This is a genomic window from Ruegeria sp., assembly GCF_965199275.1.
Taxonomy (GTDB): Bacteria; Pseudomonadota; Alphaproteobacteria; order Rhodobacterales; family Rhodobacteraceae; genus Ruegeria.
The window spans coordinates 659,528-685,976 of the sequence record NZ_CBDAQX010000021.1; the positions used below are offsets into that span (position 1 = coordinate 659,528).

The 26,449-nt window shown below is 58.3% G+C and carries 20 protein-coding genes and 3 pseudogenes; 7 read left to right on the top strand and 16 right to left on the bottom strand.

All coding sequences use genetic code 11. The features are described 5' to 3' along the window. Positions 1–25 precede the first annotated feature (25 nt). Complete coding sequence (gene serS, locus ACOERD_RS17995) at positions 26–1,318, top strand: serine--tRNA ligase (protein ID WP_419739934.1); 1,293 nt, start codon at positions 26–28, stop codon at positions 1,316–1,318. Between the two features lie 60 nt (positions 1,319–1,378). On the opposite strand, the gene ACOERD_RS18000 is transcribed toward serS, so the two are convergent. From ACOERD_RS18000 to ACOERD_RS18030, 7 genes and pseudogenes are all read right to left on the bottom strand, one after another. Continuing rightward, complete coding sequence (locus ACOERD_RS18000) at positions 1,379–2,005, bottom strand: helix-hairpin-helix domain-containing protein (protein ID WP_419739935.1); 627 nt, start codon at positions 2,003–2,005, stop codon at positions 1,379–1,381. Positions 2,006–2,077: 72 nt separating this feature from the next. Then, positions 2,078–3,067 (bottom strand): annotated as a pseudogene (locus ACOERD_RS18005) (fatty acid desaturase). 162 nt (positions 3,068–3,229) lie between these two features. Beyond that, entirely contained in the window at positions 3,230–4,693 is a 1,464-nt protein-coding gene (gene der / locus ACOERD_RS18010) for a ribosome biogenesis GTPase Der (protein WP_419739936.1), read from the bottom strand. A 48-nt stretch (positions 4,694–4,741) separates the two neighbouring features. Then, positions 4,742–6,064 (bottom strand): PQQ-binding-like beta-propeller repeat protein, encoded by a 1,323-nt coding sequence (locus ACOERD_RS18015; protein ID WP_419739937.1) that lies wholly within the window; start codon positions 6,062–6,064, stop codon positions 4,742–4,744. 42 nt (positions 6,065–6,106) lie between these two features. After that, positions 6,107–6,778 (bottom strand): hypothetical protein, encoded by a 672-nt coding sequence (locus ACOERD_RS18020; RefSeq protein ID WP_419739938.1) that lies wholly within the window; start codon positions 6,776–6,778, stop codon positions 6,107–6,109. A 222-nt stretch (positions 6,779–7,000) separates the two neighbouring features. Then, positions 7,001–7,177: a hypothetical protein gene (locus ACOERD_RS18025; protein WP_419737675.1), complete on the bottom strand. Its 177-nt coding sequence runs from the start codon at positions 7,175–7,177 to the stop codon at positions 7,001–7,003. Between the two features lie 28 nt (positions 7,178–7,205). Then, positions 7,206–7,415, bottom strand: a complete 210-nt coding sequence (locus ACOERD_RS18030; protein ID WP_419739939.1) for a hypothetical protein — start codon at positions 7,413–7,415, stop codon at positions 7,206–7,208. A gap of 41 nt (positions 7,416–7,456) precedes the next feature. On the opposite strand from ACOERD_RS18030, the gene ACOERD_RS18035 reads away from it, so the two are divergent. After that, positions 7,457–8,638, top strand: coding sequence for an ISNCY family transposase (locus tag ACOERD_RS18035; RefSeq protein ID WP_419737631.1), 1,182 nt, complete (start codon positions 7,457–7,459; stop codon positions 8,636–8,638). Between the two features lie 79 nt (positions 8,639–8,717). Here the strand turns inward: ACOERD_RS18035 and ACOERD_RS18040 are convergent, their stop codons facing one another. Genes ACOERD_RS18040 through ACOERD_RS18050 form a run of 3 tightly spaced genes read right to left on the bottom strand, consistent with a single transcriptional unit; the run spans position 8,718 to position 10,981 of the window. Continuing rightward, complete coding sequence (locus ACOERD_RS18040) at positions 8,718–9,290, bottom strand: hypothetical protein (protein ID WP_419739940.1); 573 nt, start codon at positions 9,288–9,290, stop codon at positions 8,718–8,720. A gap of 3 nt (positions 9,291–9,293) precedes the next feature. Next, on the bottom strand, positions 9,294–10,016 hold the full coding sequence (locus tag ACOERD_RS18045; RefSeq protein WP_419737677.1) for a DNA methyltransferase: 723 nt from the start codon (positions 10,014–10,016) through the stop codon (positions 9,294–9,296). Beyond that, complete coding sequence (locus ACOERD_RS18050) at positions 10,013–10,981, bottom strand: IS1595 family transposase (RefSeq protein WP_419737678.1); 969 nt, start codon at positions 10,979–10,981, stop codon at positions 10,013–10,015. Before ACOERD_RS18050 ends, ACOERD_RS18045 begins: the two co-directional genes overlap by 4 nt. Before the next feature lie 194 nt (positions 10,982–11,175). On the opposite strand from ACOERD_RS18050, the gene ACOERD_RS18055 reads away from it, so the two are divergent. Together ACOERD_RS18055 and ACOERD_RS18060 are read left to right on the top strand one after the other, a co-directional pair. Then, positions 11,176–12,408, top strand: a complete 1,233-nt coding sequence (locus ACOERD_RS18055) for an efflux RND transporter periplasmic adaptor subunit (RefSeq protein WP_419739941.1) — start codon at positions 11,176–11,178, stop codon at positions 12,406–12,408. Next, the gene (locus ACOERD_RS18060; protein ID WP_419739942.1) at positions 12,405–16,196 is read left to right on the top strand and encodes an efflux RND transporter permease subunit; all 3,792 of its coding nucleotides are present in this window, start codon (positions 12,405–12,407) and stop codon (positions 16,194–16,196) included. The genes ACOERD_RS18055 and ACOERD_RS18060 overlap by 4 nt, the downstream gene beginning before the upstream one ends. Positions 16,197–16,252: 56 nt before the next feature. Here the strand turns inward: ACOERD_RS18060 and ACOERD_RS18065 are convergent, their stop codons facing one another. Next, entirely contained in the window at positions 16,253–16,726 is a 474-nt protein-coding gene (locus tag ACOERD_RS18065; protein ID WP_419739943.1) for a hypothetical protein, read from the bottom strand. Here ACOERD_RS18065 and ACOERD_RS18070 point away from each other — a divergent pair. Next, positions 16,719–18,461 carry an IS1634 family transposase gene (locus ACOERD_RS18070; RefSeq protein WP_419737624.1) on the top strand — a complete coding sequence of 581 codons (1,743 nt, stop codon included), beginning with the start codon at positions 16,719–16,721 and terminating at the stop codon, positions 18,459–18,461. The two genes, ACOERD_RS18065 and ACOERD_RS18070, sit on opposite strands and share 8 nt — an antisense overlap. A gap of 300 nt (positions 18,462–18,761) precedes the next feature. Here the strand turns inward: ACOERD_RS18070 and ACOERD_RS18075 are convergent. Further along, positions 18,762–19,457 (bottom strand): annotated as a pseudogene (locus ACOERD_RS18075) (ATP-binding cassette domain-containing protein); the annotation flags it as partial. A gap of 128 nt (positions 19,458–19,585) precedes the next feature. Here ACOERD_RS18075 and ACOERD_RS18080 point away from each other — a divergent pair. Then, positions 19,586–21,328, top strand: a complete 1,743-nt coding sequence (locus ACOERD_RS18080; RefSeq protein WP_419737624.1) for an IS1634 family transposase — start codon at positions 19,586–19,588, stop codon at positions 21,326–21,328. 112 nt (positions 21,329–21,440) lie between these two features. Here ACOERD_RS18080 and ACOERD_RS18085 read toward each other — a convergent pair. Both ACOERD_RS18085 and ACOERD_RS18090 read right to left on the bottom strand, forming a co-directional pair. Beyond that, a pseudogene (locus ACOERD_RS18085) lies at positions 21,441–22,667 on the bottom strand (ABC transporter transmembrane domain-containing protein); the annotation flags it as partial. Positions 22,668–22,735: 68 nt separating this feature from the next. Then, entirely contained in the window at positions 22,736–24,178 is a 1,443-nt protein-coding gene (locus ACOERD_RS18090) for a LysM peptidoglycan-binding domain-containing protein (protein ID WP_419739944.1), read from the bottom strand. A gap of 126 nt (positions 24,179–24,304) precedes the next feature. Here ACOERD_RS18090 and ACOERD_RS18095 point away from each other — a divergent pair, with 126 nt between their 5' ends. Beyond that, on the top strand, positions 24,305–24,844 hold the full coding sequence (locus tag ACOERD_RS18095) for a TIGR00730 family Rossman fold protein (RefSeq protein WP_419739945.1): 540 nt from the start codon (positions 24,305–24,307) through the stop codon (positions 24,842–24,844). A gap of 36 nt (positions 24,845–24,880) precedes the next feature. Here the strand turns inward: ACOERD_RS18095 and ACOERD_RS18100 are convergent, their stop codons facing one another. Together ACOERD_RS18100 and ACOERD_RS18105 are read right to left on the bottom strand one after the other, a co-directional pair. Then, positions 24,881–25,339 carry a host attachment protein gene (locus tag ACOERD_RS18100; RefSeq protein ID WP_419739946.1) on the bottom strand — a complete coding sequence of 153 codons (459 nt, stop codon included), beginning with the start codon at positions 25,337–25,339 and terminating at the stop codon, positions 24,881–24,883. 234 nt (positions 25,340–25,573) lie between these two features. Beyond that, entirely contained in the window at positions 25,574–26,359 is a 786-nt protein-coding gene (locus ACOERD_RS18105; RefSeq protein ID WP_419739947.1) for an ABC transporter permease subunit, read from the bottom strand. Positions 26,360–26,449: the final 90 nt, after the last annotated feature.

Below are 26,449 nucleotides of genomic sequence, written 5' to 3' on the forward strand. Positions count from 1 at the left end.
TTCACTGCATTCAAGGATCTGAACTATGCACGACATCCGCGCCATTCGCGAAAACCCAGCTGCTTTCGACGCCGCACTCGCGCGCCGTGGGGACGCGCCGGTGTCGTCAGACCTGCTGCGGCTGGACGAAAGCCGCCGCGCCAAGATTTTGGCTGCTGAAACGGCGCAGGCCGAACAGAACAAGGCCAGCAAAGAGGTCGGCGCAGCCAAAGCCCGCGGTGATGAGGCCGAATTTGAACGCCTGCGCGCGCTAGTAGCAGAAAAGAAGGCCGAAATCGCCCGGATGCAGACCGAGGCCAAGGATCTGGACGCTCTGCTGGCGGACCAACTGATCCGTATTGCCAACCTGCCCGCCGAGGATGTGCCCGAAGGCGCGGATGAAAATGACAATGTTGAGGTCAGCCGTTGGGGCACCCCGCGCGACCTGGACTTTGCTCCGAAAGAGCATTTTGAGATTGAGGCCGTTCAAAACGGCATGGATTTCGAAACCGCCGCCAAACTCTCTGGCTCGCGCTTTGTGCTGTTGTCCGGCGGCGTTGCGCGCATCCACCGTGCGCTGGCGCAGTTCATGCTGGACACGCATATCAACGAAAACGGTCTGACCGAGGTCAACGGCCCGGTTCTGGTTCTGTCCGAAATGATGCAGGGCACCGGCCAGCTGCCGAAATTCGGCGAGGACAGCTATCAGACCCGCGAAGGCTGGTGGTTGATCCCAACCTCTGAGGTTTCGCTAACCAACATCGTCAACGACACGATGATCGAGGAAAGCTACCTGCCCCGCCGTTATACCGCGCATTCGCTCTGCTTCCGGTCCGAGGCCGGTTCGGCGGGCAAAGACACCCGCGGAATGCTGCGTCAGCACCAGTTCGAAAAGGTCGAGATGGTCTCGATCTCCCATCCTGAGACCTCGGATGACGAACAAAAACGCATGGTGCGCTGCGCCGAGGGCATTCTGGAAAAGCTGGGCGTGCCCTACCGCACTGTGATCCTGTGTGCCGGAGACATGGGCTTTGGCGCCCGCCGTACCTTTGATATCGAGGCATGGCTTCCCGGTCAGGACACCTATCGCGAGATCAGCTCGGTCTCAACCTGCGGTGATTTTCAGGCCCGCCGCATGAATGCGCGTTTCCGGCCCGAAGTTGGCGGCAAACCTGAATATGTCCATACGCTGAACGGCTCTGGCCTTGCGGTGGGTCGCTGCCTGATCGCCGTTCTGGAAAACGGTCAGAACGCAGACGGCACGGTCACCCTGCCCGATGTCCTTGCCCGCTATCTGGGCGGCAAGCTGACGCTGCAACTGGACGGCACGCTGGCATAAGAAAACCGGCATCCGCGTTGCGCGGTGCCGGTTCGAAACACTTGAAAGGGCGAGGAAGGGTTACTTCTTCGCCTTTTTCTTATCCTTCTTCTTGTCAGATTTTTTGTCCGACTTCTTGGCGTCCTTTTTGCCCGTATCTTTCTTCTTGTCGGCCTTTTTGGACTTGTCGTCCTTCTTGGATTTCTTCCCCTTCTTGGACTTGGCTTTAACCTTATCCTTGGCCTTTGAGAACGCGGCCTCCATCTCGGCCCGCTTTTTCGCAGCTTTCTCAGCCTTGGCTTTTGCCTTGGCTTTCTTCTTGGCCTTCGCCTCTGCGGCTTCTGCAGCGGCTTTTTCCTCGGCCGCTTTGCGCGCAGCTTCAGCGGCGCGCTTCTCGGCAGCAGCGGCGAAAACTGTCTTGCGCGCAGCGGGGCGTCGGGCCGCCGGTTTACGCGGAGCGGGCTTGCGGGCAGCAGGTTTGCGAGCAGCCGCGCGACGAGGGGCTGGTTTGGCAGCCGCCGGTTTCGCAGCGGTCGCCTCTTTTGCAGCGGCAATCAGGACAGCTGCGCGCGCCACACCGACACGGGGGACCTTGACCAGATCTTCCGGTTTCGCTTTCGCAACGGCTTCGGCGGTCTTGAAACCGTTATCGGCCAAACCTTCGGCGAGCGTATCGCCAACGCCTTTTATCTCGGTCAATGCGGTCATTCTGGGTCCTTTCTCTGTCTCCCTGGTCACCTGTATATACACAGGATATACGCTCTTCAAGCAGAGCTATGCCTATGGCGATCCATGGGCCAAGTCAGCAGTCTGCCCTTTTTTTGGAAAAGGCACCAGCCGCTTGGCGTCTTCGTCCCATAGTTTCAGGTTCAACGCTGCCACGGCTTCAGGGAACTTGATCCGACGCGGCGTGTATTCGGGCGGCAGGTTATAGTGGCATTCACGCAACCGGTAGGACGGGATACGGGCGTTAAAATGGTGAATATCGTGCAAGGTGATACAGGCCACCGCGTTGTCGAACCACCAACCGAAATCCAGCGCTGACGAGCCCTGAAGAGCCGCGATTTGCGGATCCAGATCCGGTCGACGATCCCATTATGTGTCCTCGAAATTGTGCTGTAGGTAGACGAGGAATACGCCCAGCATCCCACCCAGCAAGGAAAACACAAGCCAGACCAGAATACCGGTCGTCCCGGCGATCAGGTAAAGCAGCCCGAGAAAAACGACGATTGAGAGGTTGTGCAGAACAACGCCCTTTACACCAAACCGTACCGTGTTTTTGGGCCACCTGTAGCGAATGAAATAAGTGAACAAAGCACCGACCGGCACCAGAATGAACGGGTTTCGGTACAGGCGATAGACAAGACGTTTGAGCCAGTCCGCCTCGTTCCATTCCCGCAGGGTCATGGTGTGGATTTCTCCGGTCTCCCGATGCTCGAGGTTGCCAATGCCCGCATGGTGCAGATTGTGGTTCTGCTTCATCACCTCGAAAGGGGCAAAGGTGAAAGGCGACAGGCCGTGCCCGGCCCATTCATTCTGCTGGCGCGTTTCGAACAGGGAATGATGGCCACAGTCATGTTGCAGCACGTAAAGTCGCACTGCGGAAAACGCGAAAACAATCCCGGCTGGGACCATGACACACCAGTGGTCCACGTTCACAATCGCCAAGGCCAGCGAGGCAAAATAGACGGCGAAGGTTCCGAAATAGCTCAGGGCTGCAAGCCTGTTGTCCTGAACCGCGTATTGCCGCGTGTAGTCTCTGAGATTCATCAAGCCCTCTCCCACGATGGCCCGGTTAAATGAGAAGCAAAAGGAATTAAGACCCGCCGCAGGACGGACCGCGCACAGGAAACAAATGCACGCTCCTGAATGCTAGCGTGCAGAAAGGGCGCTGTCACGCCCTTGCGCTGAAAATGCTGAAAATTGGCGCAGTTACGCGCGTCCCTTGAGGTGTTTGGCCAAGGCACCGGCGTTTTTCTTGCGCCGCCCCTTGTAAGGGTTCTTGTCACCTTGCCCGCGCAACGTCAGGCGGATCGGCGTACCGGGCATGTCAAAATCCTCACGCAGGCCGTTGACCAGATAGCGGGTATAGCTGGCCGGCATCTTGTCGGGATGCGAGCACATAACGACAAAGCCCGGCGGGCGCGTTTTTGCCTGGGTCATGTAGCGCAGCTTGATGCGGCGGCCTTGCGGGGCTGGCGGCGGGTGCTGCTCGAGCATGGCGGTCAGCCAGCGGTTCAGCGCGGCGGTGGGTACCCGGCGGTTCCAGATATCATGCGCACGCAAGATGGCGGCGCGCAAACGTTCCAGCCCCCGGCCCGTTTTGGCCGACACGGTGATCAGAGGTGCGCCCCGCAGTTGCGGCAGCAGCCGGTCGAAGGACTCTTTGAGGTCTCGCAGCTTCTCCTGCTTGTTTTCCTCAACGTCCCATTTATTGACCGCGACCACGACCGCACGGCCTTCCCGCTCGGCCAGATCGGCGATGCGTAGGTCTTGCTGCTCGAACGGAATTGCCGCATCCAGCAGGACGACAACCACTTCGGCGAATTTCACAGCACGCAGACCGTCCGAGACCGAGAGCTTTTCGAGCTTTTCTTGAACCTTGGCCTTTTTTCGCATGCCCGCAGTGTCGAAAATCCGCATCGGAGTGCTTTCGCCATCCGGATCGGCCCAATCGACCCGAAGACTGATCGCGTCACGGGTGATCCCAGCCTCGGGGCCGGTCAGAAGGCGGTCTTCACCCATGATTTTATTGATCAGGGTGGATTTACCTGCATTCGGTCGACCTACGACGGCTACCTGCAACGGTTTGGCTGCGGTGATCAGAGGGGTTTCGCCCTCTCCATCCTCGTCCAGCTCGATATCGACCATGGGGGCGTCGTCTTCGGCCTCTTCCTCGGCCGCATCTGCCAGTGGCATCAGCTGAGCGTAAAGGTCGGTCATCCCCTCGCCATGCTCGCCGGAAAGGCGCACTGGTTCGCCAAGGCCAAGGTTATAGGCTTCAAGAACACCGGCATCAGCAGCCGACCCTTCGGCCTTGTTGGCAGCCAAAATCACGTGTTTGGAGCGTTTACGCAGGATCTCGGCAAACATCTCGTCGGTCGGAGTCAGACCGGTGCGCGCGTCGATCATGAAGAGGCAGACATCTGCCATATCCACTGCGCGCTCGGTCAGGCGGCGCATGCGGCCCTGAAGGCTGTCGTCGGTCGCGTCCTCAAGACCTGCCGTGTCGATCACGGTGAACCGCAGATCGCCCAGCCGTCCTTCACCTTCGCGCAGGTCACGCGTCACGCCAGGCTGGTCGTCGACCAAGGCCAGACGTTTGCCCACAAGGCGGTTGAACAGAGTGGATTTGCCCACATTCGGGCGCCCCACGATAGCGAGGGTCAGCGACATGATACTCAACTTTCAAGACTCAGACGCGCCCTTTAGCGCATCTTTTGGTCAACGGAAAGCGTGTAGATCACCTTTGGTCGACACGACATACAGTGTTTGTCCGGCAACGACAGGCGCGGTGGTCGCGCCTCCGGGGACTTCGACCTGATGCACAAGCGCCCCGTTCACCGGGTTGAAGAACCGCAGGAACCCGTCATTCGAGGCGATCACAATGCGCCCTCCGGCCAAGATCGGGCCATAATGGGCCACGATCGGACCGCGACGGTTTGGTTTGTCCTTTACAAAGCCCGGTAGGTCCTGCGCCCAGATCACCGAACCATCGGCGCTGTTCAAGCGGACCAGCTGGCTGCGATCGCTGATCAGGAAGATGCTGTTGCCTGCGGGCCAGACGGTATCAACCGCGCCTTCATCTGCAGTCCAGCGGCGCTCACCCGTTCCCGCGTCAAAAGCAACGGTACGGCCAGAGTGGTTACCGATGAAGATGGTGTCGCCCACTACCATTGGGCTACCTGTCACGTCGACGATCCGCGCAGTCGCGCGTCCACGGCGGCCCCCCGCCACCGAGGCATTCCAACGGCTGATCCCGCCCCGCTTGAATGTTGCGGCGATATCACCCGAACCAAAGGCAAAGACAGCCAGATCCGAGGTCACAACCGGCGCAGGTGCGCCCAGAACGTTGCCAACGCTAGGGGTGCCTTCGATCTGCCATTGAATGCGGCCATCCTTGGTGTCGACGGTCCAACCGGTTTCATCCCCTGCGACGAGATACAGCAGCCCGTTACTCACCAAAGGCGCGCCGCTGCCGGTAGCATTCAGGCGTTTCTGCCATCGGATCGCGCCTGTCTTGGCATCCAGCGCTGTTAGACGGCCAAAACCCGAGGAGACATAGAGAACGCCACCCGAATAGGCCATACCACCGCCCGTGGCATCCGCGTCTCCGTCGGTTGCTGGAATCAGATTGGTGCTCCAGGCGACCTGTCCCTGCGGTGTCACGGCCGAAACTGTCGCCCCCGCATCAAGTGTGTAGACCAGCCCCCCCGCAACAACCGGGTCTGCCGTAATTCGTTGTTTGCGGGAATCGCCATCCCCAATCGAGGCCGACCATATACGTTGGGGTGTCGCACGCAGCGAAGCATTGGACGTTCGGAAGGCCGGCGTGCCGGGGCTTTGCGGCCAGCTTGCATTTGCACTCTGCGATGGCAGGCTAATGGGTTGCGAGCCGCTTTTGGCGACCGTTTCAAGGTCTGAGGCGGGTCGGATATCCTCACGCTCGCCGGGCAAGATCTGTTCGGGTTCTTCACAAGCGGCCAGAGCGGTCAGGGCCAGTGCCGCAATCGGCAGTCCCACGCGAGAGAAAAGTCTTGTTACCATTTTAATCCGAACTCGCCTGTCATTAACCTGTGTTCCGCCCGATCAGCCCTGCTGAGCGACCAACGGCTCGGGCTCAGCGCCCAGTGCAACAATCAATTGCGCCGCGCGTTGTTGCAGATCCACGCCGACCTCTGCGTCCTGACGCAGCGCCTGCAACCGCTCCAACGCGGCATCTGTATCACCCTCGGCGATGTCGATCAGGGCCAGTTGCTCTTGGGCCAGAAGGCGCAGCGGAGCGCCGGGTGCGGCCAAAGCCTCGAACTGTTGCCGACGGTCTGCAGCGGGCATCGTGTCGGATTGAAGCAGCAGTGCCTTGAAGCTGGCAATGGCGCGGTAAATCTCGGGCAGATCGCCCTGAACGGCCACAGCATTCAGACTGTCGACCGCGTCCTGCCGGGAATCAGCATCGAGCTGTGAGGCGGACAGAAGCATGTTGCGCACAGCCTCACCACCCGGCGTCAACACGTCCACCTGCTCCAGGCCAGCGACACGCGCGGCCGTATCGTTTTCCGCCAGCGCGGCCAGAATGTCATCGCCTAGCTTCTGGGCCTGCGACGTGTCCCGCGCCTTGCGGTATTCGTTGAAGGCAGCCCCACCGACGATCAGCACGACGGCAACAACACCGACCCAGCCCCAACGCCGCAAAAGCAGATACAGCCGGTCGCGGCGCACCTCTTCTGTGACCTCATCAATGAAACTGTCGGTATCGCTCATACCTGCCCCCGGGCTGTGGTTCCTGTCTTGGTGGGCCATGTCATACCCCGGCACCACGGCCAAGCCAAGGGCCGGATTTTGCACAATTCCGCTGACTGCATGCGCCCTTGCCAAAAAAAATAGGGAATTATATACTTAAGTAACATTTTTATAGTGGACTGTCGCATATTGACGCGATAAAAACGAAAACCGCGCAAGGTATTTTAGCACTCTGCGCTCTCTTTAATCAGGCTTCTTGATACTCATTGGCCGCATGAATGCAGCCCTGATTTCATCCAATGACATTTCAGGCATGTCGATTTCTTCTTCCAACTCAGCCTTGGTCGGTTGATATTTGTTCGATCTGATGTGCAGATCGGCGGGTTCAGGCAGGTCTGCATTGTAACGTTGGTTTGTCATGCGAATTCCTAAATTGAATACATTGGTTTTAGCCGAGAAGTTCTCGCAAGCGGGTTTGGATTGGTTCAATTTTAGCCAGTTCGGTCAACAAAAACTCTACGTTGTCGGGGCCGTCGGCCTGACGCGCCCGCACAATACTGTCGTAATCAATTTCCAACAAATCACAAAACTCCCGACCTGTCATTGCCTCATCGATTGAAATGTCGCTAACACGCGATATGTCCGGTATATGTAACATGCGATCTGTCCGGTTCTATTCTGTCTCTGAGAGGAGGCGTTATGAACCGAGCAGAAGTGTTACAGGAAGTTCGACTGATGAAGTTTGAAGATGTGTATTCGCGGCGAAGCGCGAACAAGCTGACGCAAGAACAGGCGGCTGAGATACTGGGTGTATCCGTGCGCACCGTCAGGCGTTGGGAGGATCGATTTGAGGCGGATGGTGCAGAAGGTCTGTACGACCGTCGGCTTGGCAAACTGGCCAACAATCGTGTTGCCACGGATAAGGTCATGGAGATGCTTGAACTGTTTGATACCAAGTACTGGGATTACACGCCGAAGCATTTCCACGAGAAGCTGGTGGCCCACCATGGTTTCACACAGAGCTACAACTGGGTGCGGCTTACACTGCAGCGCCACGGCCGGGTTCAGGCAGCACCCCGACGAGGTGCCCATCGGCGCAAGCGGCCCCGCCGTCCGATGGTTGGCATGATGTTGCATCAGGACGGCTCCAGCCATGAATGGGTTCCGGGTCAGTGGTGGGATCTGATCGTCACCATGGACGATGCCACCAACCGGGTTTATTCGGCATTCTTTGTCGAGGAAGAAGGGACGATGAGCAGTTTTCAGGGGCTGACAGAGGTGATCGAGGCGCAAGGTCTGTTTTGCTCGCTCTATGCCGATCGGGGCTCTCATTACTGGCATACGCCCGAAGCGGGCGGCAAAGTGGACAAGGACAATCTGACCCAGGTCGGGCGCGCCTTGCAGCAACTCGGCATTGAGCTGATCCCGGCCTATTCACCGCAGGCCCGTGGACGGTCTGAACGCATGTTTGGCACGTTCCAGAACCGATTGCCGCAGGAACTGCGGTCCCATGGGATCACAACCATTGAAGAGGCCAATCAGTTCCTGAAAGAGGTCTATCTTCCCGAACACAATGCCCTGTTTGCAAAGGAGCCGGAGGATACGACCTCGGCCTTCGTGCCGTTTACAGGCAATGTGCGCGACACCCTGTGTGTGCAGGAAGACCGCGTCGTCGGCAACGACAATACGGTGCGCTACAAGGGCCTGGTCATGCAGATCGCGGCAGACAGGCACCGTCATCATTTCGTCAAGGCGAAGGTCAGGGTCCACGAATACCCCGATGGTCAACTGGTCATCTTCCACGGCCCGAGATGCATTGGCCGCTACCAGCCTGACGGATCACCCATCACACAGGAGGATAGCAAACACAAAGTCGCGTGACCCGCTTCGACGTGGCGCGAACGCGGTGGCCCAAATCTACGGTCGCCTACGGCTCCCTCCGAATTGGGCCACCGCGCAATCAACTGAAGCGGACAATTGGCATGTTACCTACACCGGACAATTCAGAATGTTCTCGACATGCCTCATCGATTGAAATTCTCTTCTTGAATCCTTCCCAGATCGCTTGCTTGTCTTCTTGATTGAAAGCACAAAAGTGTGCCTGGAACCGATATTGAATATGCTGGGCGTTGCGTTGAATGAACCCGTGCATTGACTGCCTCTCTGCGCTAGCTTTTTTTGTGTCGAACACATGACCGTCCTTCAACTCAACTATATGGCAGTTTTGCTCGCCTTTTCGGCGCTTGAAAACCATAAAGTCAGGCTCTGATCCCGAAAAATCCAAGGTCCGACTTCGTTTAATTTCACGTTTTCGGGCAAGCAACACGCCCTCAGGCATGATTTCTTGTTCCAAAAAGGTGTCCAGATTAGGGATGTTGGGAACAGCTTCCACGATCATCGATTCCAGTTCTGACCCCGATGAGATTACAGCTGACTGTATCTTGCTGGCCAATTCACCTAACGCTTCATTCCCAAACAACCGGGCGTAAGAACCAGATGTGTTCTTTGGTTTGGCATCCCGTAATCGTGCCATAATCTAACCGTTCAAGTCGCAACCAAGGAAGGTGCGGCCATGGTTTCGTGCCGCTTGCAGAACCGAAAACGACCCGGCAGCCGGATCAATTACAAAATCGCCTTCGTGGCTCACGGCGGCCATGAGTTGACCTTGTATGTCTATTGGTTTGGAATGTGGGTGATCCCGCTGGGATACTTGTTCTTGAATTACATCTGGAATGTTATGTATTTTCCACACGCCTTTTGCCTTACGCGGCTGTTTCTGTAGTACTATGCAGTATTCTCCTCTGCGCCGAGTGCGATAGCCCATACCAAATGTACCCTTGTTCCACGTTAAAAGATCCACAATGTCCAGCCTCGTTCCGTCCAGCCACGGGTGAATACCTTGGCAAAGGTGAAACTTATCCACCCATAAAAAGAGATGGCCTGATGGGATAAGCGTACGATCTATTCCGCGAATAAAATTGGCGATGGCCTCCTCCGGCATTTGCTGTAGGGCGCTGCGGCGTTTTCCACGAACTTTGCCTTCGTTCCCATATGCCAGCTTTTCAAGCACGCCACGGTATTGGGGATCGAAGAATGCGACTGGAACTGCGTCCGCAGGTATAGCGGAAAGGAACTCAAGACCGTCCATCTTAAGGCGCGTGTTGGGCTTAAGGACATCGGGAAGCACCAGCTTTGGCACGGTCACCGTGCGCGTGTTGGAAAATACCCCGGCAGTACTTTGCGAAGTTCCGACGCTCATGACCGCGCTCCGCTATTCAATCCGTTATCCTCGATTAGCTTCTTGTAAGGCAGGTTCTTTCCAGCCATCCCATGCACAACGCCGCCCATTTGGTCGATTGTATCCTTTGGCCTGTTGTTGTGACGGTGCTGAAACTCGTCCACATAGCGTTGCAGATGCTTGGGCGACATCTTGTGATAGACGCCATTATAACCCCGCTTCATAGGAGCCCAAAAGCTTTCCAGCCCGTTGGTGTGCGCCTGATCGCGGACATATTCACCCACTGAGTGCTTTACCACCTCATGCGGCCTGTCAATGCCCTTGTAGGCACTAGCCTCATCGGTATAGAGTGTTGCTCCTTCGACGGCATGCTCGTTCACAAACCCCTGCAAGGTCTCTTTGTCTGTGCTCTCTACCACTTTGGCAACAACCTGACCCGTTTCGCGATCCCTGATACCAGCAACAGCAGCCTTGCCAACAGCGCCACGTCCAGCCTTGAGTTTCTTCTTCGCGTGTTTGTTGCCTTCCTTGCCGCCTATGTAGGTTTCATCTGCTTCGACTGGGCCATTAAACCAAGGCATGTTTGCCTCCATTGCAGCCCGAAGACGATGCAGCATGAACCACGCGGACTTCTGCGTAACACCAAGCTCACGGTGCAACTTCATCGAAGATACGCCCTTAAGGTTAGTTGTGAACAAGTAAATACCAATGGCCCATGTGCGATATGGTAGCCGGGTATTCTCAAGGATCGTGCCGACCCGAACCGTAAACATGGGTTTTTTGGAGCACTCACGACACCTGTGCGTCATGCTTGGATGCCTGATGCCTGACTGCACGTTGAAAGAACCGCAATGCGGGCAAAACGGACCATCTGGCCAATGTAGTTCCTCAATCCACTTACGCGACTTTTCTTCATTACCGAACATTGCAGCAACCTGTAGGAAGGTCAGGCCCTTGCGGTTTGATTTTCCCGGTGCTTTTGTCATTTTTACACTCCTGAATGTTATTAAAATGTAACAAATGCGTCGGAGTCCGTCAATCATAAATGTTACTTAAGTATATAATTCCCAAAAAATAAACCGAACTAATCTGTTTAGCGTAGAAATTACACAAACTGACGCCCATCTTTCACTATACTAACCCGGTCTAAGCCGGCGAATTTTTTAAGGAGACCAGCATTATGCGTCTGATTTCATTCATCAATGCCGCCTTGGTGATTGTCGCGCTGTATTTCCTTGTTTTTGAGCGTGACGCGCTGTTCGCCTTTGCAGGCCGAGGTGACGTAGAGGAAAGCGCCTCATCTGCGACTGAAGAGGCGGTGGTTTCACTAGCCAATGAAAATGCTGTGCGCGTGGTCGCCCTGCGCTCGGTCGCGCGCGAGATTGACAGCGCCGTCCTGCTGCGTGGCCAGACAAAGGCTAACCGCCAGGTCGAAGTGCTGGCTGAGACGACCTCGACCGTGATCTCGGAACCCAAGCGCCGCGGTGCCTTTGTTGAGGCGGGCGATCTGCTGTGTGAGCTTGATCCCGGCACCCGCCCCGCAAGTCTGGCGGAAGCGAAGGCAGGCAAGCTTGAGGCCGAAAGCCGCATCCCCGAGGCTGAGGCGCGTCTGGAAGAAGCACATGCTTTGGTGGCCGAGGCCGATATCAACCTGAAAGCGGCCCGCAAACTGTCCGAGACGGGCTTTGGTTCGGAAACCCGCCGCGTCTCCTCCGAGGCCGCGATGAGCAGCGCCGAGGCAGGCATCAAATCGGCTGAAGCCGGGCTGGAAGCAACCCGCGCTGGAATCGAATCCGCTGCGGCCGAGGTTGAAGCCGCCCAACGTGAAATGGATCGGCTGACGATTGAGGCCCCGTTTCAAGGCCTGCTGGAAAGCGACACCGCCGAATTGGGCAGCTTAATGCAGCCTGGGACGCTCTGCGCCACGATCATCCAGCTGGACCCGATCAAGCTTGTTGGATTCGTGCCCGAGACCGAAGTTAACCGCGTTCAGGTCGGGGCGCTGGCTTCGGCTCAGTTGGTCACCGGTCGTCAGGTCGAAGGCCGCGTGACCTTCCTCAGCCGTTCGGCAGATGAGACAACCCGCACCTTTGAGGTCGAGATTACCGTACCGAATGAAGATCTGACCATTCGCGATGGCCAGACAGCGACAATCCGTATCTCGGCCGAAGGGGCCAAGGCGCATCTGCTGCCGCAATCGGCCCTGACCCTTAGCAATGAAGGGCAGCTAGGCGTACGCACCGTCGGCGCGGGCGATGTGGTCGATTTCATGCCGGTCCGCGTGTTGCGCGATACGGCAGAGGGCGTCTGGATCGACGGGCTGCCTGAAACCACCGACATCATCGTGGTGGGGCAAGAGTTCGTCGTCAAAGGCGTCACCGTGAACCCGACCTATCAGGAGGTCACGCAATGACGGGTATCGTCAGTTGGGCCGCCGACCGGGCCCGCATGGTTCTGGCCTTCATCCTAATTTCGCTGGTCATCGGCGGGTTCGCCTATGTCAATCTGCCGAAAGAGGGCGAGCCGGATATCGAGGTCCCTGCCCTGTTCGTATCGGTCGTCTTCCCCGGAATCTCGGCTGAGGATTCCGAGAACCTGTTGGTCAAGCCAATGGAGACCGAGCTGGCAGATTTGGACGGTCTGAAAGAGATGACCGCCACCGCCGCCGAGGGCTATGCAGGCCTTTTCCTTGAGTTCGAATTCGGCTGGGACAAGACCGCGATCACCGCCGATGTCCGCGACGCGATGAACAGCGCGCAGGCCGAGTTCCCGGACGGCGCCGAGCAATACTCTCTGAGCGAGCTGAACTTCTCCGAATTCCCCATCGTCATCGTCAACCTGACCGGCGCGGTGCCCGAACGCACCATGGCGCGTATCGCCAAGGACCTGCAGGACGACATCGAAGCGCTGGATTCCGTGCTTGAGGCCGGAATCGCTGGCAACCGGGATGAACTACTTGAGGTCATCATCGACCCTCTGCGCCTTGAGGCGTACAACGTGACCGCGAATGAGCTGATCACGGTTGTACAAAACAACAACCAGTTGATTGCAGCGGGCGAAGTAGACAGTGCGCAAGGTGCTTTTTCGGTCAAAATCCCTTCGTCCTTCAAAACCGCGCAGGACGTGTATGGCCTGCCAATCAAGGTCAACGGCGACCGCGTCGTTACTCTGGGTGAGCTGGCCGAAATCAACTACACCTTTGAGGACCGCGAGGGCACGGCCCGGTTCGACAATGTGCCAACCGTCGCTTTGCAGGTTGTGAAGCGTAAGGGCTTCAATCTGATCGACACGGTCGAGCAGGTCAAAGCGACAATCGCCGAAGCGCAAACCAAATGGCCCGCTGAATTGCAGGCGGCGGTGGACGTAGGCACCTCGAACGACCAAAGCCGAATCGTCGGGTCCATGGTCAGCCAGTTGGAGGGCTCGGTCCTGACGGCGATTGCGCTGGTGATGATCGTGGTTCTGGCCTCGCTGGGGTCGCGGGCAGCACTGTTGGTGGGCTTTGCGATTCCAACCTCGTTCCTACTGTGCTTTGCCTTTCTTGCGGTCATGGGGGTTAGCATTTCGAACATCGTGATGTTCGGTCTGATTCTGGCTGTTGGCATGCTGGTGGATGGCGCGATCGTTGTGGTCGAGTATGCCGACAAACGCATCAAAGAGGGCGTCGGCCCGATGCATGCCTATGTCGAGGCGGCCCAGCGCATGTTCTGGCCCATCGTCTCCTCCACGGCCACGACACTCTGTGCCTTCCTGCCGATGCTATTCTGGCCCGGAATTCCGGGTGAGTTCATGGGCATGCTACCGGTCACGCTGATCTTTGTTCTCTCCGCGTCGCTGATTGTGGCGCTGATCTACCTGCCGGTTATGGGCGGCGTCTCGGGCCGGTTGAGCCGCATCTTCGACCGCGCCTCTGACTGGTTGCGCGGCCGTACGCCATGGTGGCTGCGCGCCGTACTGGTACCCCCGTCATTCTATCTGGTCTTCCTCGGCGCGATGCAGGTGCTGAACCCCTCCTATCTGGTCGAGGGCGGTGGTTCGCTCCTTGGGGCCGTTCTGATGATCCTCGGAGCTTTCGCCGGATCGGTCACGCTAGGCGCGGCCCGGATCGAGCGCAAACCCGCTACCAAGGTTCACACGGCCAAGGAACACACGCCCTTCGGCTATGTCATCAAGTTTCTCGTGGGCAATCCGGTGATGCCGATTGTCTCGATCGCTGCCGTTATCATGGCTGTGATGACGGTGATTTCAGTGTTCGGCGAAAACAACCGGGGCGTCGAGTTCTTCGTAGAAAGCGAACCGGAACAGGCGACCGCTTACGTCCGCGCGCGGGGCAACCTTTCTTTGATGGAAAAAGACGCCATGGTGCTGGCCGCCGAACAGGTGATTGCTGCGCACCCGGCGGTGATCAACGTCTTCTCGTTTGCGGGCGAAGGTGGGCTGACCCAGAACAATGGCGGCGCGCAAGACCCGGCAGACACGGTTGGACGCGTTCAGTTCGAAATCATCCCATGGGAAGATCGCCCCAACGTCTCGGAGCCCATTCTGGGCGGGCTGTTTGATCGGCATTTCATCGCCCCCGAATATGATGGCGACTATGTTCTGGAAGAACTGAACACCCAACTGGCCGAGCTGCCCGGTTTCGAGGTTGAGATTCTGGCGCTGGAACAAGGCCCCGCCTCAGCCAAGCCCGTGCATCTGCGGATCAAGGGCGACGGGTGGGAGCCTCTGACCGCCGCCACTGTCGCCGCCCGAGAGGTTTTCGACACGACCCCTGGCCTGATCAAGATAGAAGACACCCTGCCCCTGCCCGGCATCGACTGGCAGATCGACGTTGACGTCGCCAAAGCAGGCCGATTTGGCGCCGATGTGGCCACTGTCGGGGCCATGGTGCAGCTGGTCACGCGAGGTATTCTTCTGGGCGAAATGCGCCCCGACACCACGGATGAAGAGATCGAGATCCGCGTCCGCCTGCCCGAAGAAGACCGGGTCCTATCCACACTGGACACGCTGAAGGTGCGCACGGCGGACGGCCTTGTGCCTCTCTCCAACTTTGTCACCCGCCAGCCGGTCGCCAAGCTGGCCGAAATCAACCGTGTTGATCAGGAACGCTATTATGACGTCAAAGCCGATGTCGAAGCTGGCCTGAGCAAAGCGGTTGTTGAGGGGCCCGAAGGTGGCGAAAAGCGCTTGGCCGTTCTACGCGCGGTTGCGGATGGGGCTGAGCCGTCCTCAGCCGCGATCACTGCGCCCAATGGCAAGCATTACGATCTGGTGCAATTGACCGGGGCTGAGACAATTGAAGAGCTGCGGACCGCCATTGAGAATGGCGAGGCTAGCATCGCACCAATCAATCCCAACGAACGTATCGCGGTACTGACCGAATGGCTGAACTCCAGCCCGTTCGACCCTTCGATCACATGGGAGTGGACCGGTGATCAGGAAGAACAGGCCGAAAGCCAAGCCTTCCTGTCCAGTGCGTTTCTGGCGGCTCTGGGGCTAATGTTCGTGATCCTGCTGGCGCAATTCAACAGCTTCTATAACTCGGTTCTGGTTTTGCTGGCGGTTGTACTGTCCACAACCGGCGTTCTGATCGGGATGCTGGTGATGGAGCAGCCCTTCTCGATCATTATGACCGGTACCGGCATCGTCGCTCTGGCAGGTATTGTTGTGAACAACAACATCGTTCTGATCGACACCTATCAGGAATACAGCCGCTACATGCCGCGGATCGACGCGATCGTGCGCACGGCTGAGGCCCGGATTCGCCCCGTTCTGCTGACAACGCTGACCACAATGGCCGGTCTGACGCCGATGATGTTTGGTCTGTCGCTGGACTTCATCAACGGCGGCTACACGATCGACAGCCCCACGGCACTGCGGTGGAAACAGCTGGCCACCGCTGTGGTCTTTGGCCTCGGCATCGCCACCGTGCTGACCCTGATCGTGACGCCATCCATGCTGGCCCTGCGGGTCTGGGTGACAACCTACGCCATCTGGCTGGGCAAACTCCTGGCGCGCGTCACAGCAGGCCGGTCCAGCCAGATCGCACAGGACATGGCGATCGGACAAAGCGCGCGGGCCGCGCAAGCGACTGAGATCGTCTGGGAGGAGCAGCCTGCGCGTTGGCCCGAACAGGCCACTGGGACAGACGAGGATCACCCGACCATCCCGCCCGGGTCACCGCTAAAAGCAGCCGAGTAACCAACAAAAAATGGCGAGCCGATGGCCCGCCATTTTTCATTTCTTCAAACGTTTTTCTATTCCGAGAACGCGTATTCGCCCAGATCGCAGAGGTCCAGGTCGTAGTCCTCAACTGCGCTACCGTCATCAAATACGCCGCGAATGTCGTAGACACAGGTCACAAGCCCATCCGCGATCAACACATCGATCTCATAGTCTGGCGCGAGGTATCCCCCCTGCAAAAGGTTCCCTTCCCAACTGCCGGATGACGCCGGGGAGACATTGAATTCGACCAGATCCGCGCTGGTTTCATTGACCAGCAGAAATTCCAGATCTTCGGCTGACGCGGCAGATGCCGCGAGTGTCAAACCGAGTGTCATGGATGTGACAATTTTCTTCATTCTTTCCTGACTTCCGACCTTTTTGTTGATCTGACTGGGTTTTTGGTTTGTTTTCAGGTGTGGTTGCTCAGAGGCGCGTTGTAGTGCCCCATTATTATAAAAAGTATTGACATGGGCCTTCAGATGGCTAACCTCTTCGCCCATGTTCATCCGCACCAAACATGACGCAAAGCTCAACCGCACACGGATCCAGATCGTTGAATCCGTCCGCACCGGCTCCAAGGTACGCCAGAAGATCCTGCGCCATGTGGGTGTGGCCCATAACGACAGCGAGATTGAGGATATCAAGCGTCTGGCGGGCCGCTTGATGGAGCAATTACGCATTGATCGCTCGCCGCAAATGGAACTGTTCACGCCCACGGAATATGCCGATCTGCAGGCGCTGGTGCGCCGCGCTCCGCGGCCGGACAAGCTTGGCGTTGATCTTGCCGAGTGCCGTGAGGAGGCGCGGGTCTCTCTGGGTCTGCGGGATGTCATGGGGACGATGTATGACCAACTGGGTTGGGGGGCCCTTCTGGGGGCGGCGCGTAAAAGTGCCAATCGCATTGTGAAAGAGCTGGTTATGGCGCGGATCGCACAGCCCGAGAGCAAGCGCGCGACCGTGGAGGCGTTGGAGAACCAGGCAGGCATCACGCTCAATCTGGACGTGGTCTATCGGAGCATGGATTACATCAATACGCCGGTGATAGACGGGATTTGCAAAACCTCTCACGCGGCGGCAGAGAAGTTGCTGGGCGGGCCAGTGACCGTGCTGTTCTACGATTGCACGACCCTGGCCTTTGACACCGAGCGCGAGGACCCGGCCGAGGATGCGGACGGGGTCGAGCAGGATCATCTTCTGGCCAAGGGCTTCAGCAAGGATGGCAAGCATCACCGCGCTCAGGTCATGCTGGCGCTGATCGTCACCTCCGATGGGCTGCCTGTGGGCTATGAACTCTTCCCGGGAAACACCTGGGAAGGTCATACGCTGGAAGCTGCGCTGAAGGCGTTGGAGGGACGCTTCGACGTGGCCAGGGTCACGTTCGTGGCCGATGCCGCCATGCTCAGCAAGGACAACCAGCAGATGTTGCAGAACAAGGGTCTGCCCTACATCCTCGGCTATCGCATGAAGTCCGCCCCGGCCGCCGTGAAGGCGAACATTTTGAGCCCGGAGGGACGCCAGCCTTGGGCTGGACACGGTTCTGAAGAGGCAACCGAGAAGGGCTGGTACAAGGTGATCGACCAGGAGGGAGCGCGGGTCATTGTGACCTGGTCACCCACCCGGGCACGCAATGATGCCCACAAGCGCGACAAGGCAATCGAAAAGCTGCACAAGAAGCTCAAGCGCTCTCGCAAACCCGGCAGCTTCAGCAGCCGGGGATATGGCCGCTTCCTGGCCTTCCCCGACAGCGGGGACGTCACGCTGGATGATGCAAAGATCAAGGCAGCGGCACAATGGGACGGGCTGCATGCCATTGTTGTTCATGGTGCGGACGAACTGGAGGCACAGGACGTCATTGCCCGCTATCACCAGTTGTGGGAGATCGAAGCCTGCTTCCGCACCAACAAGCACGATCTGAAAATCCGGCCCATCTATCACTGGTCGCCGCGTCGGGTCCGGGCCCATATCGCCATCTGCTACATGGCCTTCTGCTGCCTGCAGCACCTGCGCAAGCATCTGGACCTGCTCGGACACCCGATGAGCCCGGCTCGTATCCGCAACGAGTTGAACGCATTGCAGCTCTCGATCCTGCGCCACAAAGGCACCCCTGACCGCTACGGCATGCCAAGCCATGCCACGGTCGATGCCAGACGCATCCTCACCTGCGTCGGCCTGACCTGGAACGAAGCCCCTTTCAAGATACCCCCCGGGCGCACCCGAAAAACTGGCCAGACCAAAGCCTGAGCTCCCTCAACACTCCGAAACAATCGCTGGCGAAAAAAGTCCGTGTAGTGCCTTTTGGCAACCAAGGCATAATAATATCAATGACTTATACGAAAAAATGTCGGAAGTCAGGATTGACCAGCAGAAATTCCAGATCTTCGGCTGACGCGGCAGATGCCGCGAGTGTCAAACCGAGTGTCATGGATGTGACAATTTTCTTCATTCTTTGCTCTTTCTTGTTCGATGGCAAAACCAAACCTGACGCGATAATGCGCTACTTGGGGTTTCAACCAGTGGACGAGTCGCGTCAAACAGAAATTCTCAGGCAGCCTGTGTGTCGGCCTGCTGGCGGCTCCACAATTGGGCGTAGCGACCTTCGCGCGCCAATAGCGCATCATGGGTGCCCTGCTCGATGATCTCACCGCTTTCCAGAACCACAATCTGGTCGGCCTCGGCAATCGTGCTCAAACGGTGCGCGATGGTGATCACGGTCCGCCCTTCTCCTGCACGGGCCAGAGCATCCTTGATCTCCTGCTCAGTATCGGTGTCGAGGGCCGAGGTAGCTTCATCCAGCAACAGAATAGGCGGGTTCTTGAGCAGCGTCCGAGCGATGCCGACACGCTGCTTTTCTCCGCCTGACAGCTTGAGCCCACGCTCACCCACCTTGGTGTCATACCCTTCGGGCAGAGACGCGATGAAGTCGTGGATTTGTGCTGCACGCGCGGCCTCTTCCACATCGGCCTGCGTTGCGCCCTCGCGGCCATAGGCAATGTTGTAGCGGATGGTGTCGTTGAACAGCACCGTGTCCTGAGGCACAACGCCGATGGCCGCATGCAGACTGGTCTGACGTACATCCCGTACGTCCTGACCATCAATCTTCAACGCCCCGCCGGTCACATCGTAGAACCGAAACAACAAGCGCCCGATGGTGGATTTCCCGGACCCCGTCGCGCCCACAATGGCCACGGTCTGCCCCGCGGGCACTGACAGCGACACCCCTTTGAGGATCCTGACTTCCGACCTTTTTGTTGATCTGACTGGGTTTTTGGTTTGTTTTCAGGTGTGGTTGCTCAGAGGCGCGTTGTAGTGCCCCATTATTATAAAAAGTATTGACATGGGCCTTCAGATGGCTAACCTCTTCGCCCATGTTCATCCGCACCAAACATGACGCAAAGCTCAACCGCACACGGATCCAGATCGTTGAATCCGTCCGCACCGGCTCCAAGGTACGCCAGAAGATCCTGCGCCATGTGGGTGTGGCCCATAACGACAGCGAGATTGAGGATATCAAGCGTCTGGCGGGCCGCTTGATGGAGCAATTACGCATTGATCGCTCGCCGCAAATGGAACTGTTCACGCCCACGGAATATGCCGATCTGCAGGCGCTGGTGCGCCGCGCTCCGCGGCCGGACAAGCTTGGCGTTGATCTTGCCGAGTGCCGTGAGGAGGCGCGGGTCTCTCTGGGTCTGCGGGATGTCATGGGGACGATGTATGACCAACTGGGTTGGGGGGCCCTTCTGGGGGCGGCGCGTAAAAGTGCCAATCGCATTGTGAAAGAGCTGGTTATGGCGCGGATCGCACAGCCCGAGAGCAAGCGCGCGACCGTGGAGGCGTTGGAGAACCAGGCAGGCATCACGCTCAATCTGGACGTGGTCTATCGGAGCATGGATTACATCAATACGCCGGTGATAGACGGGATTTGCAAAACCTCTCACGCGGCGGCAGAGAAGTTGCTGGGCGGGCCAGTGACCGTGCTGTTCTACGATTGCACGACCCTGGCCTTTGACACCGAGCGCGAGGACCCGGCCGAGGATGCGGACGGGGTCGAGCAGGATCATCTTCTGGCCAAGGGCTTCAGCAAGGATGGCAAGCATCACCGCGCTCAGGTCATGCTGGCGCTGATCGTCACCTCCGATGGGCTGCCTGTGGGCTATGAACTCTTCCCGGGAAACACCTGGGAAGGTCATACGCTGGAAGCTGCGCTGAAGGCGTTGGAGGGACGCTTCGACGTGGCCAGGGTCACGTTCGTGGCCGATGCCGCCATGCTCAGCAAGGACAACCAGCAGATGTTGCAGAACAAGGGTCTGCCCTACATCCTCGGCTATCGCATGAAGTCCGCCCCGGCCGCCGTGAAGGCGAACATTTTGAGCCCGGAGGGACGCCAGCCTTGGGCTGGACACGGTTCTGAAGAGGCAACCGAGAAGGGCTGGTACAAGGTGATCGACCAGGAGGGAGCGCGGGTCATTGTGACCTGGTCACCCACCCGGGCACGCAATGATGCCCACAAGCGCGACAAGGCAATCGAAAAGCTGCACAAGAAGCTCAAGCGCTCTCGCAAACCCGGCAGCTTCAGCAGCCGGGGATATGGCCGCTTCCTGGCCTTCCCCGACAGCGGGGACGTCACGCTGGATGATGCAAAGATCAAGGCAGCGGCACAATGGGACGGGCTGCATGCCATTGTTGTTCATGGTGCGGACGAACTGGAGGCACAGGACGTCATTGCCCGCTATCACCAGTTGTGGGAGATCGAAGCCTGCTTCCGCACCAACAAGCACGATCTGAAAATCCGGCCCATCTATCACTGGTCGCCGCGTCGGGTCCGGGCCCATATCGCCATCTGCTACATGGCCTTCTGCTGCCTGCAGCACCTGCGCAAGCATCTGGACCTGCTCGGACACCCGATGAGCCCGGCTCGTATCCGCAACGAGTTGAACGCATTGCAGCTCTCGATCCTGCGCCACAAAGGCACCCCTGACCGCTACGGCATGCCAAGCCATGCCACGGTCGATGCCAGACGCATCCTCACCTGCGTCGGCCTGACCTGGAACGAAGCCCCTTTCAAGATACCCCCCGGGCGCACCCGAAAAACTGGCCAGACCAAAGCCTGAGCTCCCTCAACACTCCGAAACAATCGCTGGCGAAAAAAGTCCGTGTAGTGCCTTTTGGCAACCAAGGCATAATAATATCAATGACTTATACGAAAAAATGTCGGAAGTCAGGAAACAACAAGCGCCCGATGGTGGATTTCCCGGACCCCGTCGCGCCCACAATGGCCACGGTCTGCCCCGCGGGCACTGACAGCGACACCCCTTTGAGGATCTCACGCTCCGGGTCATAGCCAAAGCGCACATCCTGTAGGGTCACCTCGCCTCCATTGACCTTCAGGTCTGGGGCGTCCGGCTTGTCTTTCACCTCGGCGGGCTGTTCCAGCAGATCGAACATCTGGCCCATATCGACCAGCGCCTGCCGGATCTCGCGATACACGGTGCCCAGGAAGTTCAGCGGCACGGTGATCTGAATCATGTAGGCATTCACCATGACGAAATCACCAACGGTGAGCGTGCCGTTCTGGACCCCGATTGCCGCCAGGACCATCACCCCGATTAAGCCACAGGTGATCAGGAAGGACTGCCCAAAATTCAGGAAGGCCAGCGAATAGGCGGTCTTCAAGGCCGCCCCGGCATAGGCCTTCATCGACACGTCATACCGGTTCGCTTCACGCTGTTCGGCGTTGAAATACTTGACGGTTTCGAAATTCAGCAGGCTGTCGATGGCGCGTTGGTTAGCCTCGGTATCCTGATCATTCATCTCGCGGCGCAGCTTCACGCGCCATTCAGTGACGGCAAAGGTGAACCAGATGTAGAGCGCGATGGTGACGGCCACGACGACCAGATACCAGACATCGAACAGCCACATCAGGATGATGGCGACCAGCAGCAGCTCCAGAATCAGCGGCCCGATGGAAAACAGCAGGAACCGCAAAAGGAACTCGACGCCCTTGACCCCACGCTCGATGATCCGACTGAGACCCCCCGTTCGGCGCCCAACGTGATAGCGCATGGACAGTTGGTGGATATGCTGAAAGGTCTCCAACGCGAGCGCACGCAAGGCCCGTTGGCCAACGGGGGCAAAGGCCGCATCGCGCAATTGTTGAAAGCCCACAGTCATCATCCGGGCGACACCATAGGCCACGGTCAGCCCCACCGCGCCAAGGGCCAGAGGGGGCACGCCCTCGCCCGCCAGACCATCCACCGCGCCCTTGTAAAGGATCGGCGTATAGACGGCGATCAGCTTGGCCAAAACTAGCATCGCCATGGCAATCACAACACGGCGCTTCACCCATGGCTCATCATCCGGCCACATGTAAGGCGCAACCTTGCGTATCGTCCGCCAGCCAGAGCGGCGCTCGTCAATTCCGGCCAATTCGTCCGATGTAATGGGGGGCATACGTCGCATTACCTGCCTAGTGTGAAGTGCAATATGGGCCCCGGCCTGAGAAAGGCCAGAGCCTGAGCTTATTCAGGAATGGTGAACACCTGCCCCGGGAAAATCAGGTCCGGGTCGCGGATCAGCTCGCGGTTGGCATCGAACAGGCGGACATACAGCACGCCGTCTCCGAACCGCTCACGCGAGATGGCCCACAGGGTGTCGCCCGCTTGAACCGTGACCGACCGGATCGGTGCAGGGGTTTCCAGCGGTTGCGCCGAGGTCTGCGCCTCGGCCGCCTGTAACACCTCGACGGGTTCACGTTTGAAGGGCGTTTCGACTCGGCTGAGGACTGTGCCGTCGGAATGCACCTCGTCCACTCGCAGGGTGTAAACGCCAGGGTCGATCCCTACGAGGTCGCCCCGCCAATTGCCATCCTCTTGCGGGGTCACATCCGCCACCAGACGGTTGTTGAGGTATATTCGTACAGCCGATCCTTCGTTGAGACGGCCTGTCAGTTGCACATCGCCGGTGTCTGAATAGCCGATTGTGTCCAGCTCAACCTGCTCGGGCGCGGAGTTCTCTTCGGACGGGGATTGCACCAGCTCAACCCCATCCTCGCCTGAACGCAGGATAGCAACCTGTTGATTTTCAGCCGGAGTTTCGGTTTCTTCTTCCGGGGCCGATTCAGCCTCAACGACGGCCTCTTCTGTATCCGCACCAGTGTTCTGGGTTTCGCTACCGGCATCTGCAGTTTCTGTAACGGTGTCCTCGGCTTCTGTACCCGTGTCTGCAGTTTCCGGACCGGCGGCCTCGGCTTCCGTACCCGCGTCTGCGGTTTCCGTCGACTGCTCGGGCTCAACAATTGCCACAATCGTATCTTCCGCCTCAGGCTTGGGATCTTCAGCGACTTCAGGTTCCGAGGGCGTTTCCTCAAGCGCGGGCGCTGGCTCCTCGGGGGCAGGCTCTGGCAGGGCTGCGATCAGATAGTCGTCGGATCGAACGGTTTCATCCCCATCGGTCGACTGCAGAACAAGGCCGCGTGGATCATCACTGAACGGGACCGCAACGAATTCGGCGAACTCACCCGTTTCATCGACCGAAAACTGATGCACAACCTCACCGTTCAGCACTACGTCAACCTCACTGCCCGGCTCTGCCTCGCCCGACAGTAACGCGCTGCCGTCTGGCGACACGAATATCTGGTCCAAAGCCGGAGGAGTCGTGGGTGCGGCGTCAACCGTTAACTCTTCGGGCTGGGCTTCGGGGTCTTCGGCCACGGGTTCCTCAGCCTCGGCTTCGGCGATAGCCTCCTCTGGCGCGGGTGCGGGGTCCTGCGGGGCTTCTTCTTCCGGAGCGACCTCTGGCACAGGAGTTTCCTCTGCAACCTCAACCTTTTCCTGTACGGGTTCGGGGCTGCTTGAAAACACACCCGACAAATACAGACCACCGGCCGCAAGAATTGCCACAAGGCCGACAAGCAGCCCCCAGATGAAGCTGCCCGAGCTTCCGCTTCCCGATGTGCCGTTCATTCTTTCCCTTTCATTCCGCCGCGAAACTGATGTGAGTGACTCGTGTTCCGGCGGACAGTTGAGCCAACCTATCAATCTCGCTATCAGGGGTCAAAACGTCTGAAACAAGCCCGGAGCGCACCTGTCATGTCCCAGAAATCCGTCTGTGTGTATTGCGGGTCACGCAATGGCACCAATCCCGCGTATTCTGACGCCGCCAAGCAGTTGGGAAACGCGCTGGCGCAGGAAGGCTGGCGACTGGTCTACGGGGCCGGAGATGTGGGCCTGATGGGGGAAGTCGCGCGCGCCACGCAATCTGCCGGTGGCGAGACCTTCGGTGTTATCCCAGTGCATCTGGTCCAACGCGAGGTCGGCAAAAGCGACCTGACGCATTACGTGATCACCGAGACGATGCACGAGCGCAAGAAAGTCATGATCATGAATGCGGATGCCGTCGTGGTGCTGCCCGGAGGGCCAGGATCACTGGATGAGTTGTTCGAGGCGCTGACATGGCGGCAGTTAGGCCTGCATGATAAGCCGATTGTAGTGGTAAGTGTGGGGGGCTACTGGGATAAGCTCCGCGACCTTCTGGAACAGGTGATCGAACAGGGCTTTGCCGATCAGTCCCTGTCAAGTTTCGTGACTTGGGTCGAGGATGCCGACGCGGCCATCGCGGCTTTGCGGTAGGCAGATGTGTGGGCGGCCGAAGCCGCCCGTTTTCATTCACGCTAAACGTGGCGCAGGGCTAAGGCGTTGTTTCAGCACCTGTTCGACCTTGTGAAGCGGGTGGTTGGTCAGGGTTTTATCCACCTCGGCCACGACTTTGGCCAGCACCTCGCTATGTAGTCTTCGACGCAGCAAGCCCAGAACGTGGGGGCTGGCCACTAGAACAAGCCTTTGGAATTTGCCTTTCAGCCCTTTGCGGTTCAAAAGATTGGCAAGGTCCTGCACGAACAGCGATTTCGCATGGGATTTCCAGTCCGGTTCCTCAACCGCCGATTTCTGGTTCGGTCCCGGATCAGACCGCCGCCCAGCCCGGTCAGTGGGGCGGTCTTGAGACTCTTTCTCCTCAACCGAAACAACAACCAGATTGGGGTCTTCGGCATCGGTGATGTTCTCGACGAACAGTGCCTTCTCCCCGTCCGCGATAACAACCCAGGTTCCCTGTTCAAGTGCAGCCATTATGCTCTCCCGTAGTGGTTTCCATGGCTATCCCTCATGTATTGGGCACAAGTTCTTTGCTTCGCGGCCAGAACGTTCTGGCGCGGTGTTTGCTTGTGCTTCCAATGGGTGCGGTTCTCTCCCTCCGCGGTATTTACTTAAGCACTGGCGGACCCGGTACAATCCCGTCTCACACCGAAACTTGACGTATCGGCAAGTTTTCACCTGCGCCCCATAATTGAGTAACTCGCGGAGCTAGTGGATGCCCGCGGTCAGACCCCGCATCAGCCATCGCTGCAGCCCAATCACCACCACAGCCGGAGGCAGCAGCGCCAAAAGCGCCAGAACCATGCCTGCTGTGCCGCCGAAACCCGAATAGGCCATACCGCGCACCAAAGTGTCATGGTCCTGACTGGTGGTGGTGATCATGATCGGCCAGACATACTGGTTCCACCCCAGCACAAACAGGATCGCAAACACAGCCGCGATCATCGGCAGAGACAGAGGGATAACGATATCAAACAGTACACGCAGCGGTCCGGCGCCGTCCATCTGGGCAGCCTCCATCACTTCATTTGGGATCTGGCGCATGTACTGGCGGAACACCAACACGCCCAGCCCACTGGCCGTGATCGGCAGGATCATCCCGGCGTAGGAATTGAGCAGCCCAAGATCACTGGCAACGGCGAAGGTCGGCAGGATTCGGGTCTCGATCGGAAAGAACATCGCGATCAGAATCACGCCGTAGATCAACCCGCTGCAAGGCAGTCGAAAGAACACCAACGCATAAGCGGCCATCATCGACATCACGCTTTTCAAGATGGCAACGCCAAGGGCCAGTACCAGCGAATTCCACATCATCGCCCCTGCGCCAATGCCAGCGCTGCTGAGGCCCCCGTGCCAGACCCGTTGAACCAGGGCCCACAACTGGGGCAAGTCTAGGGCCGTGAACAACTGCCAAAGCAGCAGGCAAACCGGTCCGCACATCAAGGCGACGCCTGCCAGAAGGATCGCGTGATCGAGGAAATGGTTTCCGCGCAAGCTTGGGGTCCAATCGTCAAAACGGCGCTGTGCCAGTTGGTTACAGCAGGACTGTCACGGTTGAGGCGGTCTCGCAAGGTTTGCGGCGCG